Origin of the sequence: Corallococcus exiguus, from assembly GCF_009909105.1 — a bacterium.
Lineage (GTDB): Bacteria > Myxococcota > Myxococcia > Myxococcales > Myxococcaceae > Corallococcus > Corallococcus exiguus.
Map to the genome: position 1 here is coordinate 57,420 of NZ_JAAAPK010000015.1, position 14,531 is coordinate 71,950.

14 protein-coding genes are annotated in these 14,531 nt (G+C 68.9%); 8 read left to right on the forward strand and 6 right to left on the reverse strand.

Going from position 1 to position 14,531, the window contains the following annotated elements; genetic code table 11:
- Window positions 1-73 precede the first annotated feature (73 nt).
- Window positions 74-1,666: a S8 family peptidase gene (locus GTZ93_RS38345; protein ID WP_139917574.1), complete on the forward strand. Its 1,593-nt coding sequence runs from the start codon at window positions 74-76 to the stop codon at window positions 1,664-1,666.
- Between the two features lie 4 nt (window positions 1,667-1,670).
- On the opposite strand, the gene GTZ93_RS38350 is transcribed toward GTZ93_RS38345, so the two are convergent.
- On the reverse strand, window positions 1,671-3,599 hold the full coding sequence (locus GTZ93_RS38350; RefSeq protein ID WP_139917572.1) for a RecQ family ATP-dependent DNA helicase: 1,929 nt from the start codon (window positions 3,597-3,599) through the stop codon (window positions 1,671-1,673).
- 94 nt (window positions 3,600-3,693) lie between these two features.
- Here GTZ93_RS38350 and GTZ93_RS38355 point away from each other — a divergent pair, with 94 nt between their 5' ends.
- From GTZ93_RS38355 to GTZ93_RS38380, 6 genes are all read left to right on the forward strand, one after another.
- Complete coding sequence (locus GTZ93_RS38355; RefSeq protein ID WP_161663309.1) at window positions 3,694-5,193, forward strand: asparagine synthase-related protein; 1,500 nt, start codon at window positions 3,694-3,696, stop codon at window positions 5,191-5,193.
- Complete coding sequence (locus tag GTZ93_RS38360; RefSeq protein ID WP_139917568.1) at window positions 5,194-6,387, forward strand: glycosyltransferase; 1,194 nt, start codon at window positions 5,194-5,196, stop codon at window positions 6,385-6,387.
- Window positions 6,384-7,241, forward strand: coding sequence for an ROK family protein (locus GTZ93_RS38365; RefSeq protein ID WP_139917566.1), 858 nt, complete (start codon window positions 6,384-6,386; stop codon window positions 7,239-7,241). Before GTZ93_RS38360 ends, GTZ93_RS38365 begins: the two co-directional genes overlap by 4 nt.
- A 23-nt stretch (window positions 7,242-7,264) precedes the next feature.
- On the forward strand, window positions 7,265-8,206 hold the full coding sequence (locus GTZ93_RS38370) for an HNH endonuclease (protein WP_180946047.1): 942 nt from the start codon (window positions 7,265-7,267) through the stop codon (window positions 8,204-8,206).
- Window positions 8,207-8,343: 137 nt separating this feature from the next.
- Entirely contained in the window at window positions 8,344-9,234 is an 891-nt protein-coding gene (locus GTZ93_RS38375) for a S1C family serine protease (RefSeq protein WP_139917562.1), read from the forward strand.
- A gap of 12 nt (window positions 9,235-9,246) precedes the next feature.
- Entirely contained in the window at window positions 9,247-10,161 is a 915-nt protein-coding gene (locus GTZ93_RS38380; protein WP_120597583.1) for a S1C family serine protease, read from the forward strand.
- 15 nt (window positions 10,162-10,176) lie between these two features.
- Here GTZ93_RS38380 and GTZ93_RS38385 read toward each other — a convergent pair whose 3' ends face one another.
- Both GTZ93_RS38385 and GTZ93_RS38390 read right to left on the reverse strand, forming a co-directional pair.
- A complete protein-coding gene (locus GTZ93_RS38385; protein ID WP_120578645.1) occupies window positions 10,177-10,791 on the reverse strand; it encodes a DUF6992 family protein in 615 nt (204 codons plus the stop codon).
- A gap of 134 nt (window positions 10,792-10,925) precedes the next feature.
- Window positions 10,926-11,162, reverse strand: a complete 237-nt coding sequence (locus GTZ93_RS38390; RefSeq protein ID WP_120578646.1) for a hypothetical protein — start codon at window positions 11,160-11,162, stop codon at window positions 10,926-10,928.
- A 165-nt stretch (window positions 11,163-11,327) separates the two neighbouring features.
- Here GTZ93_RS38390 and GTZ93_RS38395 point away from each other — a divergent pair, with 165 nt between their 5' ends.
- A complete protein-coding gene (locus GTZ93_RS38395) occupies window positions 11,328-12,308 on the forward strand; it encodes an oxygenase MpaB family protein (RefSeq protein ID WP_161663310.1) in 981 nt (326 codons plus the stop codon).
- On the opposite strand, the gene GTZ93_RS38400 is transcribed toward GTZ93_RS38395, so the two are convergent.
- The 3 genes from GTZ93_RS38400 to GTZ93_RS38410 form a co-directional block, all read right to left on the reverse strand.
- Window positions 12,290-13,255: a nucleotidyl transferase AbiEii/AbiGii toxin family protein gene (locus GTZ93_RS38400; protein WP_139917581.1), complete on the reverse strand. Its 966-nt coding sequence runs from the start codon at window positions 13,253-13,255 to the stop codon at window positions 12,290-12,292. The two genes, GTZ93_RS38395 and GTZ93_RS38400, sit on opposite strands and share 19 nt — an antisense overlap.
- Entirely contained in the window at window positions 13,252-13,833 is a 582-nt protein-coding gene (locus tag GTZ93_RS38405; RefSeq protein ID WP_139917558.1) for a hypothetical protein, read from the reverse strand. Before GTZ93_RS38405 ends, GTZ93_RS38400 begins: the two co-directional genes overlap by 4 nt.
- A 105-nt stretch (window positions 13,834-13,938) precedes the next feature.
- Window positions 13,939-14,526 (reverse strand): redoxin domain-containing protein, encoded by a 588-nt coding sequence (locus tag GTZ93_RS38410; protein WP_121754834.1) that lies wholly within the window; start codon window positions 14,524-14,526, stop codon window positions 13,939-13,941.
- Between the last annotated feature and the right edge of the window lie 5 nt (window positions 14,527-14,531).

Sequence of the window (14,531 nt, forward strand, 5' to 3'; positions counted from 1 at the left end):
GAGTCTAACCGACACACCCACCGCCCTGGGGGCCCGTATCCCTCCATGAAGCCCCAGGGGTACAGGTGCGCCCATGGCGCCGCCCGAGCAGTTCGAGTCCTCGAAGCTCCGCACTCTCGACGTCCTCCTTCGTGAGGGCTTCGACCGGACCTCCCTGGCGAAGACCGTGGCCGCGCTCGTCGGAGCGGAGCCGTGGATCATCCGCCCGGTGCCGTTCGAGCCCACCGGGCGCTCGTTCGACCTCCTCCCTCCTGGCACCGTCGAGCCGGCACAGGCGTGGGAGCTGGCGCACCGCCTCCAGGCGGACCCGAGCGTGGAGGATGCGGATCCAGCCTTCGAGGCGGTCTACGCGGAACAAACCGCCGTCACGGACACGGCGCCCACGCTCCTCAAGGCACAGCCGGCGGAGGCTGGCCCCGGGACGCTCAACGAGAACGATTGCGACTGGAGCCCGCGCTTCGTGAAGGCAGGCGAGGCGTGGCAGCTGACCGGCGGCTCGAGCCAGGGTGAGGGCATCCTCATCGGCCATCCGGACAGCGGATACCTGCCCAGCTCCGAGCTGGGACCGAACTTCACGCCGAGCCTGGGCTGGGACTTCATCGACGATGACCCCACGACGGAGAATCCCGGCGGAGGCCACGGGTTGGGCACCGCGAGCGTCATGGCGAGCCCCTACAGCGGCCCGAGCGCGGACGGACCGAAGCTGTTCGTGGATGGCGTCGCGCCGAAGGCCGAGGTCATCCCGCTGCGCGTCGCGAAGCCCACGCTCTTCGTCCCCTCGCCCGTGCTGTTCAACGTGGGCGTCGACCGGCTGCGTGATTCCATCGGGTTCGCCATCCAGCGGCGGGTCCATGTCATCAGCATCAGCCTCGGGTGGCTGCCCAACGCGGGGCTGCACCGGATCATCCAGCAGGCGGTGCGCGAGAACATCATCGTCATCGCCGCCGCGGGCAACTACACGGGCCCCATCGTCGTCTGGCCGGGCGCGTATGACGAAGTCGTCACGATGGCCGCGTGCAACGCGAGCGCGCAGCCCTGGGCCTTCTCCGCCTGGGGCAAGGCGGTCGACGCCACCGGTCCGGGCGAGAACGTCTGGGTGGCGCAGCCCGCCGACAAGGTCGGGCAGAGCAGCGGCACCTCGTATGCGACGGCCACCGTCGCGGGAATCGCCGCGCTCTGGTTGGCGCACCATGGCCGGGACAACCTGCTCGCGAAGTACCAGGGAGGACCCGCGCTCGCGCAGGTCTTCCGCCATGTGCTCCGCGCCACCTGTGACAGCTGGCCTCAGAGCCAGCTCGCGTGGGGCGCCGGCCTCGTCAACGCGAAGGCGTGCCTCGAAGCCCCGCTCCCGGACGTGACGGAGCTGGAGTCGTTCACCGCGAGGGCGCTCCTCCATGAGTCCTCGGACACCGTGGCATCGACCTTCAGCGGCCTCCCGCAGGCCGACGTCCTGAGAGGCCTTGCGACCACGCTCGGGGTCGATGAACAGAAGGCGGCGCGGCTCGACTCGGAATTCGGGCGTGAGCTGCGCTTCTGGGCGCTCACCCATTCCCCTTTCCGGCACGCGCTCCAGGAAGGCGCAGGCAGGGACCGTCAGGCGCTCAAGGCGAAGGCCCAGGTCGTCCTGCCCCCCTTCTCACCGAGCCTGCGGGCCGCGATCCGCTGAACGTTCACCGGCCTTCACAGAACGCCAGCACCTGGGCGAACGGCCACTCCGCCAGGGTACCGAAGAGCTTGTGACCGCTGAGCTTCGCCTTGGAGAGCGCGGGACTGCTCAGGCCACAGAGGAAACGGGCGGCCTGCCTGGGATGGCCCAGCGCCTCCGGATGCTTCGCGACGAGCGACCGGAACGTGGCCGCGTCCAGCTGTTCGCGCAGGTCCGGCCGTGGGTGCGGCGGCGGCAGCACACGCGCCACGCCCGTGCGGCAGAAGGTGCAGTGGCCGCACGGTGCTTCGCGTTGCTCACCGAAGTGGGCCACCAGCGCATTGCTCTGGCAGCCGTCGTGCGTGACGAGCCGGAGCACGTCGCGCACTCGCGACACCTCCTGGACCTCTCGCTTCTGGAAGCGCTCCTGCAACAGGGCCACGAGCGCCTTCGCGTCCTCGCGCTCGCGCAGCCGCGTGTAGCGCTGACGCGGTTCGGCCACCTGCACCTCCGCGTAGCCCTGCTCCTGGAAGTAGTCGAGCGCCTTCACCACCCGGTCTCGCGGCTGGTCCAACGCCTTCGCGATTTCGGCGGGGTCGAACGTGTACCAGGTGCGCCCCTTCTTCGCGTGCGCGAACAGTTCCTTCACGAAGCGCGCGCGCTCACCCTGAAATTTCCCCACGAGCGCATCCACCGAGCCTGCTGGCTGCACCTTGTAGCCCGCGTAGAACGGCGTGCCCTGGCGCAGCACTCCCTCCAGCTCCAGGTACGTCAGCGCCGTGCGCAACACCAGGGGCCGCAGGTCGTGGCGGTTGCCCAGCGCGTACAGGTCCAGGTGCAGCTCCGGCCCCGAGGACAACAACTCCTTCACCAGCGCCGTCAGCGCCTCCGGCAGCGGCGTGTCCCCGAGCGCGAAGTTCTCCAGCGTGGGCACGTCGTCCGGGCACGCGAGCAACTCCACGACGGATGATTTGCCATCACGGCCCGCGCGGCCGATCTCCTGGCTGTAGCTCTCCAGGCCCTTGGGCAGGTTGTAGTGATACACGGCGCGCACGTCCGCCTTGTCGATGCCCATCCCGAACGCGATGGTCGCCACGACGATGCCCTTCGAGGAGTGGGTCCACGCGTCCTGCACCCGCTCGCGATCCTCGGACTCCAGGCCCGCGTGGTAGGCGCTGGCGGGCAGGCCCTCCGCGCTCAAGAGCGCCGCCACGCGCTCCGCGGTCTTCTGCAGCGTGACGTAGACGATGGTGGTGCCGGGCGGGCGCGACTTGAGCCGCCCCACCAGCAGGGCATCGCGCGCCTCCAGCCCCGTGGGCGTGGTCTCCAGCGTGAGGTTGTTCCGGTAGAAGCCGGTGACGACCGCTTGTGACTCCGGGATGCCGAAGCCCTCGCAGATGTCGTGCACCACCTGCGGCGTGGCCGTGGCGGTGAGCGCCAGGATGCGCTCGGCCTGGAGTGTGCGGGCCGCCTGCGCGAGCTTGAGGTAGTCCGGCCGGAAGTTGTGACCCCACTCGGAGACGCAGTGTGCTTCGTCCACCGCGAAGAGGGAGATGGGGAGCTCGCTCAAGAGCCCCATGAAGCGCTCGTTGTTGAAACGCTCCGGGGCCACGTAGAGGAGCTTCAGCGTTCCGTCGCGCAGGGACTCCGTCACTTCGCGCGCCTCCTCCAGCGACAGGGAGGAGTCCAACCGCGCGGCGCGGATGCCCCGCCGCTCCAGCGCGTCGATCTGATCCTTCATCAACGCGATGAGCGGTGACACCACCACCGTGAGCCCTTCGAGCAGCAGCGCGGGGAGCTGGTAGCACAGCGACTTGCCGCCGCCCGTGGGGAACACCGCGAGCGCGGAGCCGTGGGGCTTGAGCAGCTCCGTGAGCACCTCGCGCTGTCCGGGCCGGAAGGACTCCAGCCCAAAGCGCTCCCGCAACACGACGTCCACCGCATCCGTCCTCATGTCCCGCCCTTCCCTGTTCGCGCTGTCCAGGAGGGTTATCTCACCCTCCCTGACTTTCCGCTGGCGACTCCCAGATCCCTATGATGCGGACCGCATGCCGACCCGACCGCCCAAGGTGCCTCCCGCGCGTGGCCTGTCTCCCCGCGCGATGAGCGACCTGCTGTTTCATGCCCGCGCGTCCAACGCGGACCTGCTGCCGGACACGGAGCCCATCGGCGTGGCGCTGCCGCGAGTCATCCGGGAGGCGGAGGCTCGGGATGAGGACGGGCTCGCGGCGCGGCTGCTGGCCGCCTGGTCCGACACCGTGCGGGCGCATGTGGAAGCAGGCACGCAAGAGGTGAGCCTGAGCGGCGGGGTGGACAGCGCGGCCTTGTGCTCGATGGCCGCGCGGCATGCACCAGGGAAGGTGCGCGCGTGGACCATGGACGTGCACTTCGCTGATGCGGTGGAGCGGAGCAACGCGCGGCGGATGGCGAAGGTGACGGGCGCGGAGCTGGTGGACGTGCTCATCCCGGACTCCGTGCTCCCGGACCTGTTCGAGCACGCGGTCCTCGCCAACCAGGCGGTCATCCTCAACGCCCGGGCCGTGGCGAGCTACGTGTTCTATCTGGAGGCCCGGCGGCAGGGCGCGGGCCCGGTCCTCCTGAGCGGCGCGGGGGCGGACGAAGTGCTCCAGGGCACCCCGGGCGCGCTCGCCTCCGCGAAGGCCCGCGTGGATGAAGACCGGATGCTGGCCCTGCGGGCCCTGAAACTCGAAGCCATGCCGGCTGTGGACAACTTGCGGGCGCCGTTCCGAGCCGGCTCGCGCGATCATGCAGGGTCCCCCGGAGCGGCACGGGGGGCTGTGGACAACTCGGGAAGCCCTCTGGACGGGGCTCCGCACGGCGATCAGGAATCAAAGCCATCCACCGGGCATTTCCCCTCTGGAAACGACGGCTCCGATCAAACCGAGGGACGTCGTGGGAACTCCACACCTGTGGACAACTTGAGGACTGTTTCCGAGGGCTGGAACAGCGATCACGCCCCGCGCGGTCCCCCTGTGGGAAACCTGGGGACGGTGGTGGCCGCGCAGCCCGCGCCGTGGGAGCTGGCTCAGGAAGATGCGCTCCCCTCCGAGGAGCTGCGGTACGCGAAGTGGGTGCTGGCCGAGCTCATCCTCCCGCCCGAGCTGCGGGGCGCCCGGGCCCATGGGCTCACGGTCCGCACGCCGTACCTGGACGAAGGCTTCGCGCGGGTGGCGCTGGCCCTGCCGGAGTCCGTGCTGCAGAGGGACGGGTTCGGCAAGTGGCTGTTCCGGCACGCGGTGCGGTCCCTGGTGCCGGACGAGGTCCGCCTCGCGCGCAAGACGCCCCGGTATGGGCACACCGCCCTCTCCAGTCCAGTGCGGTCACGCTGGCTGGAGCTGTATCGCGCCTGGCTCTCTCCAGATCGGCTGTACTCCCTCCAGGTCATCGATACGCAAGCGATGCTGGGCTTGATGGAGCGCTACGTCCGCCTGTCCCCCGATGACGCGCAGGCCGGACCGATGGATCGGTTGTTGATGCGCCTCATGTCCCTGGCCATGCTCCAGGCCCACACCAAGGCGCCCCCCTGAATGTCCCGAGTCCTCATCGCCACCTCGCCCGAGAAGGGCCACCTCAACCCGATGGTCGGCGTGGCCCAATGGCTGCGCCGCCTGGGGCACACCGTCGGTTGGTTGTGCATCCCCGAACCCGCGCCGCAGCTCGAGTCCCTGGGCGTGGAGGTGCTGCGCCTGCCGCACGCCGAAGCCGCGCCGCCGGGCATCGAGACGGGAGGCGAAGCGCTGGCGAAGCTGGTGCTCGATGACGTGGCGCTGGGGAAGTGGATCCGGGGCCTGTTGCTGGATTCGGTCCCCTCGATGCTGGAACCCGTGCGCGAAGTGGTGCGCGCCTTCCGTCCCGACGTGATGGCGCTGGACGGGATGCAGTACGCGGCGGTGCTCGCGGCGCACACGGAGGGAATCCCGTGGGCAGGCGTGTCTTCCGCGCTGACGCTGCTGGAGCCAAGGCCGGAGATTCCCCTGCTGCGCAACGTGCGGGCGCTGAAGGACGACCGTCAGGCCCTGTTCCGCCGTCACGGCTTCGACGCGCGCTTCCGCACCTGCGAATGCCTGTCGCCCCGGCTCAACGTCATCTTCGCCACCGAGGCCTTCCTGGGCCCGGACGCGGGAGTGCCTCCGGACACGCTGCTGGTGGGCCCCTCCATTCCGCCGGAAGCCCGGGGTGACGAGGTGCCCTTCCCCTGGGAGCGGCTGGGCGAAAAGCCGGTGCTGTACGTGTCCTTCGGCAGCCAGATTTCGTATCAGCCGGAGCTGTTCCGCCTCATCGCGGAGGCCGCGAAGCCCTTCGGCGTGACGCTGGTGTTGTGCGCGGGCGAGCTGGCGGACACGGACTTCCCGAGCACGCTGCCCGGTGACGTGGTGGCGGTGCGCTACACGCCGCAGCGGCAGGTGCTGGAGCGCGCTGCGGCGTTCATCTCCCACGGCGGCGCCAACTCCGTGATGGAGGCGATGACGGCGGGAGTGCCGATGCTGCTGCTGCCGGTGTGCAACGACCAGCCCGTGCAGGCGCACTTCCTGGAGAAGGCCGGAGCAGGGCTCGCGAGGGACCCGAAGACCCTCACGGGGGAGTCGTGCCGCGAAGCCATCGCGCAATTGCTGGCACCGAAGTCGCCGATGCGCGACCGCGTGGAGGAGATCTCCCGCACCTACCGCGCGCATGATGGGGCGAAGACCGCCGCTGAACGCATCGCCGGGCTCGTGGCATGAGCGCCTCCAGGTGGAGTCCTCGCCGGCATCACCCTGAAGGAATCACACCGCTGGAGGTGTGGAACCTGCCCGTGTTCGGGCGCGAGCTGTGGGAGCTGCTGGGCTCCCCGTGGGTGGAGGACGACCGGCGTGCGGGAGTGCCCGGAGCCAAACTCGCGGCCCGCGTGATGCTTCCGCTGGCGGAAGCGCTCTCGCTGCTGGTGAAGAAGCACGCGCCGGATGCGGCGTACCTGAGTGGAGGTCTGGCGGAGCTGGACGGCTTTCCTGCCGCGTTGAGGGAGGCCACGGCGTCGCTGCGCCGACCGGTGCACATCGCGCTGTCACCGCGCTTCGCCCCGGTGCGAGCGGGGCTGCGCATGCTGGAAGCCAAGGGTGCGCGAAGTCCGCTCTGCGTGGACGTGGGCCAGACGAGCATCAAGCTCGCTCGCGCTGGCGCCACGCGAGTCGTTGAGCGGAACCTCACCACCCTGCCCCCGCTGTTCATCGGTCAGCCGCGTCCGGCGGACGGCCATCACATCCGGGACACGGTGGCGTTCATCTCGGGAGCGCTACGGACGTTCCTCGCGGAGGACTCGCGCGAGCCTCCGGATGCGCTGTGTCTGGCATTGCCGTGTCCGCTGGATGAGGCCCTGATGCCCGGAGGCTGCACCTACGGCTTCGAAGGCACGGCCTCGCTGGTCCCGGACATCCTCGCCCACGCGGGCCTGCCGGACACGGGAGGCAATGTGCTCGTTCTCAACGATGCGGAGCTGGCGGCCGAATCCGCGCGGCGGGCTCCGCAGGTGAAGGGACGCCGCGTGCTGTGCCTGTCCCTGGGCTTCGGCCCGGGGGGAGCCCTGCTCGAACGGGGCTGAGCCTGGTAACCTGGTCGTGGACCGTGCCCACGCCCTCCGACAACGACCAGGCCATCCGACTGGCGGCCTTCAATGCCTTGCAGGCGTTGGTGGAGCGGCACGGTGAAGTGCTGCCGTGGGAAATCATCGCGGAGGGCTTCCAGCTCCACGGCGAGCAGCACCTGTTCGCAAACCGGACGCGCGGCATCTTCTGGCCCCGGCAGATGCAGGAGACCGCGCTGTCCATCAAGACCACCGTGCCGCGAGGAACCCGCGTCGCCCGGTACGACGATGACAACATCGCCTCGGACGGAGCCTTCCTCTACAAGTTCCAGGGCACGGACGTGGAGGCGCGAGACAACCGTCGGCTCGTGCGCGCGCAGGAACTGGACGCACCGCTCATCTACCTCTACGGCATCGAGCCCGGTTTCTATCGGCCCCTGTGGCCCGTCTACATCTCCGACGTGGACCGCGCCTCGCACTCCTTCCACGTCGTGGTGTCCGAGCCTGAAACCGTGAAGCAACTCCAGCCTCAGCGCTATGTGGCGGACGCGAAGCTGCTACCCCTGGAACGGAGATACACGACGGTGCAGGCCAAGAAGCGACTGCATCAGGCAGCCTTCCGTCAGCATGTCCTGAACGCCTACGAACACCGCTGCGCGGTCTGCGCGTTTCCTCGCATGGAGTTGCTGGACGGCGCACACATCCTTCCGGACCGCGACGAGCGAGGCCACGCGGAAGTCCCCAACGGGCTTGCGCTCTGTCGGCTCCACCACGGCGCCTTCGACACGAACCTGATGGGCTTCCGACCCGACGGCGTCATCGAGCTGGCGCCCAGCCTGCTCGCCACCCGGGACGGCCCCACGCTGGAGCACGCGCTGAAGGGCTTCGTGGGCAAGACGCTCCAACTGCCTCGCGCGAAAGAACTGCGGCCCAAGAAGCTCTATCTGGAAGAGCGCTACGAGCGCTTCCGCAAGGTGAGCTGAATCACCCTGCCCGAAGCACCAGGGTCCTGACCGGATGGAGAGGCGTCCTGCCCGAATGGGTAGGTCGCCGTCCTGCCCGGTCCGCCGATGTGGCGCGATTTCGAGCCCTTTAGTTTCAGGCTCGAAAGGAACACGCCATGTCCACCGACACCCTCCAGTCCCTCTCGCAGTCCATCTCCGCCGTCGTCGAACGCATCGCTCCCTCCCTCGTCCGCGTCGAGGCCCGCCGTCGCCGGGGCGCCAGCGGCGTCATCTGGGATGCCGACGGCCACATCCTCACCACCAGCCACGCCGTTGAGCACGAGGGCTCCATCCAGGTGGGCCTCGCGGACGGCCGCTCGGTATCCGCCGAGCTCGTCGGCCGCGACCCGAGCACCGACCTCGCGCTCCTCAAGGCCGACGCCAGTGGACTCACCGCGCTCGCGCCCGCGCCGCTCGATGACGTGAAGGTGGGCAACATCGTCCTGGCCATCGGCCGGCCGGGGCGCACGGCCCGAGCCACGCTGGGCATCGTCAGCGCGTTCGGCGGCGACTGGCGCACGCACGCGGGCGGACAGGTGGACCGCTACCTGGAGACCGACGCGGACCTGCCCCCGGGCTTCTCTGGTGGCGCGCTGGTGGACGCGCAGGGCCGCTTCCTGGGCATCCCCACGGCGGCCTTCTCGCGCACCGCCGCGGTCGTGCTCCCCGGCGGCACGCTGGCGCGCGTGGCGAACTCGCTGCGTGAACACGGCGGCATCCGCCGCGGCTACCTGGGCGTGGGCGCCTACCCGGTGCGCCTGCCGCGCGAAATCGAAGGCACGAAGGCGGGCCTCATCCTGCTCTCCGTCGATCCGGACGGGCCCGCGCAGAAGGCTGGGCTGGTGCTGGGCGACGTGCTGGTGAGCCTGGGCGGCCAGACGCTGCACGGCGTGGAGGACCTGCTGGGCTACCTGGGCGACGAGAAGGTGGGCGCGTCCATCCAGGCGAAGGTGTTGCGCGCGGGCGAACTGCGCGAGGTGCCCATCACCGTGGGCAAGCGTTCTTGAAAGGAGCCGGCGATGAAACTGTTGCAGCAACTCTCGGATGACCTGGAAGGACTCGTGGCCGGCGCGGCTCCGGCGGTGGTGGGCGTGGAGCACGCGCGCGGCCACGGCACCGGCCTGTTCCTCACGCCGGACGGCTACGTGCTCACCAACCGGCACGTGGTGATGCGCACGCCCAAGCGCCTCACCGTGCAGCTCCACAATGGAGAAGAGCGCCGGGCCACGCTGGTGGGCGGGGATGCACCCACGGACCTCGCGGTGGTGCGCGCGGAAGGCGATGACTTCCCCACGCTGCCGCTCGCGGATCCGGAGACGGTGCGGGTAGGGCAGCTGGTGATGGCCATTGGCAATCCCTTCCGCCTGGAGCAGTCGGTGTCGCTGGGCGTGGTGAGCGCCATCAACCGCTCCATCACACTGCCCGACGGCGTCATCCTGGAGGGGATGCTCCAGACGGACGCGGCCATCAACCCGGGCAACTCCGGCGGGCCTCTGCTCGACACGCGAGGGCGCGTGGTGGGGCTCAACACGCTGGTGCTGCCATTCGCGCAGGGCATCGGTTTCGCGGTGAGCGCCACCACTGCGGCCTGGGTCGCGAGCCTGCTCATCCAGCGCGGCCGGGTGGACCGGAAGTTCCTGGGCATCGCCGCCACGGCGGTGAACCTGGAGCCCGCGCTCGCGAAGGACACCGGCCAACCGCGAGCCGTGCGCGTGTTGAAGGTGCAGGAGGGCACGCCCGCGGACGACGCCGGACTCCAGCCTGACGACCTGCTGCTCGGCATCAACAGCCGGCCGGTCAACAGCGTGGACGACCTGCAGCGGCTGATGGCGCTCGCCACCGAGGAAGAGGTGCACCTGGACGTGCTGCGCAAGGGCCGCCGCAAGGACGTCTCCGCCCGGGCCCGCCACCGCCGCGAACCGGTGGCGGCCTGAGATCAACGGGGAAGCTCACGGCCACGTCAGCATCAAGCCCACGCCATCCGGCGCGGGCACCAGGCGCGCCGTGAGCTCCCCGTTCAGCTTCGCGTTGAGGAACGTGAGCACGCCATCGAACACCAACAAGAACGCGCCCTGCACGAGCACGCTCTTGCCCCAGCCTCGCAGGCGCTCCGAGTCCTTGCGCATTCCGCGCTCCCACAGGAACCCGCCGAAGGCGATGTAGCCCACGTCCAGGCCCGCGTTGAGGAGCAGCACCTTCTCCATCCGCTGCCCTTCGGACAGGCTGCGCGCCAGGTCCCATGAGGCCGGATCCGCCGTCGCCTGCCCGTGATAGCCGAGCCCCGCGATGACCAGGTTCACCACGTTCCAGGCCGCATTCGCCTGGAAGAAGGCCCGCGTCTCGCCTTCGCTCGCGAAGTGTCCGGCGACGCCCGTGCCGATGTTCAGCACCGCCCAGCCGAACAGGATGCCCATCGCTGTCTGGTTCACACGCACCGCTTCCGCGTTGTGCTGCGCGAGCCACGCCTTTGCGTCCGGGGCAGGCGTCTCCTGCGCCACCCCTGGCATCGCGAAGAACAACAACACCAGGACGCAGCAGGAACGCACGAGGCGGGCGGAGGCCATGGCGGCACTCTATGCCCCCAGGTCTCCAGGCCATGCGCCTCCCGCCCGGCGCGGCCTCAAAACCTGTCCGACTGTCGGACAGGTTTCCGCGGCTCGGCTCCCCGGCGCCCCCGCCCGCCGAGCGACGGCCAACGCTACCGGTCGCCGTCGTCGCTGAGCGGCGGCGCTTCCCTCGCGGGCTCCGTGCCCTCCTGCGCGCCGTAGCCGCCAATGCCCTTCTGGAGGATGCGGTCCTCGCCCACGTCCTCGTCCGTCACGTCGCCCCGTTCGGTGCCCGGGCGCTGGTGCCTGGCTTCACGCTCCAGTTCCTCCGCGCTGTGGGTATCCGTGCGCTCGGGCCCCTTCACCGGCGGCCCCTTGTTGCTGGCCATGGTCGCGTCTCCTGTCTGGATGTCCTGCCCTCCAGGACAAGGTCCGGCGCGTCCCATCCCCCGACAAGGCCACTGCATAAGACACACGGGTCGGCAGGGGCACGGCATGCCGTCATGGAGCGGGGTAGCATCACCAATCGCCTTGCTTCCCGGAGCCGCCCCGCCATGACCGACCCGGCCCATCACCCCGAGGACGCTGTCCCCTCCGGCTGTCCCTTCAGCGGCGAGGGAAGGCCTTCCGCCGCTCGCGTGCCCGGCCCCGTCTATCAGAAGCCGTTCTGGCGAGCGCGTCTGCCCGAAGTGAGCCGGGAGATCGCCTCTCTGGATGCACGGCGTGACTGCCAGCGCATCGTGCACCTGCTGACCAACTACGAGTTCCCCTTCGACATCGTGCGGTCCACGGAGATCGCCCTCTTCCACACCTACGGCAGCCGTTCCGTCTCCCGCCTCCTGGACCGCACGGGTGAGTTCAACAAGCGAGGCCAGAAGCGCTACGACGACACGCGCCTGCTCATCGCGCGGTTCATGGAGTGCGGCTGGGATGGAGCGGATGGGCGCCGTTCGCTGGAGCAGATGAACCACATCCATTCCTTCTTCCGCATCCCGAACGAGGACTTCCTCTTCGTGCTGTGGACGTTCATCGACTTCCCCATCCAGTGGATGCAGGACTACGGCTGGCGTCCCTTCACCCAGCACGAGCAGGAAGCCTGGTTCCATTACTGGTGCGAAATCGGCCGCCGCATGGGCCTGAAGGACATCCCCGAGAACAAGCCCGCCTTTGACGCCTTCATCCGCGACTACGAAGCGCGCGAGTTCGTCCCCGACGCCGCCAGCCACCGCGTGGCCCAGTCCACGGTGAACATCCTCGCCGGCTGGGTGCCGCGCCCGCTGCGTTCGCTGGTGGCCCCCATCAGCCTGAGCCTGGTACCGCCGCGCCTGCTCCCCGCCATCCAGTTCGAATCCCCACCCGCCTGGGTGGGCGGCCTGGTCCGAGGCGCCCTCAAGCTGCGCAAGCGCGTCAAACGCCACGTCTCCCTGGAGCGCTACCCGTCGACCCTGGAGACGACGCTCAACCGCACCTACCCCGGCAATGCCTACCGCATCGAAGGCCTGGGCCCGGACTACGCTCACCGCGACGCGGAATGAAACCGGGTGAGCCAGGCACAGAGGGCCGCCACGGATTCATCCAGCGTCTGACGTGGTCCCCAGAACATCGGGGCGATTGCCTCGAAGGCGGCCTGGATGGCCGCGGTGCCTTCGCCGCCTGGGAGGAAGTGCCGCGCTTCACCAGCAGGAGGCGCATCGATCTGCTTCTGCCGGATCATCTCCTCGGCCAGTGCACGGACGTCCGCGTAGTCAGGCAAAGGAGGTAGCGCATCTTCGGCTGCGATGATGCGTGCCGCGTCCTCGTAGTGGCGCACGAAAGTGGCAGGCGCCAGCGGCTCCTTCTGGAGCCGGCGCTGGATGGCATCCACCTTTTCCAACAGCGTGACCAGGGGATGAACGCACCGCACGGCCCTGGGGCGGTTGTCCTTGAATTCCGCCAACTGCCGCTGGGCCTCAAGCTCTTCGTGGACGAATGACGCCATGTCGTGCCGGACAAAGGGTGTCACCCGCGCATTGCCCACTTCCAGGAGGACGAAGGGACGCAGGATTCCCACCATGCCACCCAGATGCTGCGCCGGATACAGGATGCGCACGCTGGCGGAGCGCCAGTACCGATCCGCTCCGTCGATATCCAACTCCGTCCGCGCCCCGGGAACCTGGATGCGCTCGGCCAGGGCCTCGAAGTACGCACGGCGGGCCTTCGTCGCGCCCGCTCCGGTGCGGCCCCAATCCGTCACCCGGGGAAGCTCGACCGAACCTGCCTCCAGCTTGAGGTCCAGGTCTTCCGAGAACCGCTGGATGAGCGAGAAGCCCTTCGAGAGCGACGTGCCACCCTTGAACCAGACATCAAAGCCCGCGTCATGCAGGGCCCACAGCGTATGGGTGACCCAGTAGTCCTTCTCTGTGAGGCCAAGGGAGAGCCGCCGCTTGTCGGCGACGATTCGTAGCAGTTGATCGAATTCGGGGTCTTCGTGGATGAATGTCATGCAGAGGCAGAGCGGATCGCTTCGTGGATCCACTCACGCGTGCTCTGCCTACCAAACCGGTCAGACATCTCCCCGAGCCGCCGGGCATCGAACGCGCCTCGCTTCAGTGCGCGCGTCAACGCACGCGTCAGCGCCGCGGGCACGACGCCTGAACTCCCGGCGTTCTCGAAGAGATCCACCACGAACCATTCCAGCGTCGGGGGTTGAGGGAAGGCGACCCGCCGCAACTCGAAAGTCCTCCCTCCCAACTTGAAGCGACCCGAGCGCTTCGTGTTGTAGACGAGCGCCGAAGCGAAGACCGCCGTGGACCCCAACCCGAGCGCGTTCCATCGGTCAGGCCCGGTGAAGACGAACGGGCTGCCCTCCAGGAACGCCTTCATGACGGCTTCATCGGACGGGGGCACCACACCGAAACGTCCCCGCTTCGGACAGGCATAGAGCCCATGCGCCAGGGGAATCAGCACACCCTCGCCCACCAATCGCCGGGCCAGCCGGGGCGCATTCACGCCCCACGTGGCCAGCTCCTTCGTCCGATAGACGCGGCCCGGATCCAGCACGGGATGGACGGCGGCGGGCATGGTGGTACGAAATTTCCCGAAGAAAAAGTACAATGTCAACGTCGAAAAGGCCCGCGTCCCCTCGCGGGAACACGGGCCTTCGAACCACATGACGCAGGCAGCGGCTCAGCTCTTGTACTTCACGGAGCAGCCGTAGGGCTCGGAGGTCGCGGTCGGCACCTGCTTGCCGTTGAGGAGCGCGTCCACCGCCGTCTGCACGTAGTTCACCTTGGTGGCTTCCTTGCCGCGCGGGTCGTTGTCGATGGCGCCCGCGTAGCGGACCACGCCCTCACCGTCGATGACGTACATGTGCGGCGTCGTCTTCGCCGCGTAGCTCTTGCCCACCGCGCCGTCCGTGTCCAGCAACACCGGCTGGCTGAAGCCTTCCTTCTTCTTCCAGTCCGCGGCGCTCTTCGCGTTGTGCGTGGAGGACGAGTCCACCGTCAGCCACACCACCTTCTTCGCGTCGAAGCCCTTCTGCGTGTTCTGCATCGTCTTGGCATCGTAGTGCCGCTTCACGAACGGGCACTCCGGGTTCGTCCACTCGAGCACCACCACCTTGCCCTTGTACTCGGACAGCGAGTGGGCCTTGCCCGCCTCGTCCTTCAGCGTGAACGCCGGAGCGGGCTTGCCCACCTCCGCGTTGTCAGCAGCGAAGACGGGAGCGGACACGAAAGCCGCGGTGAGAGCGAGTGCCTTGAAGACCTGCTTCATGACGG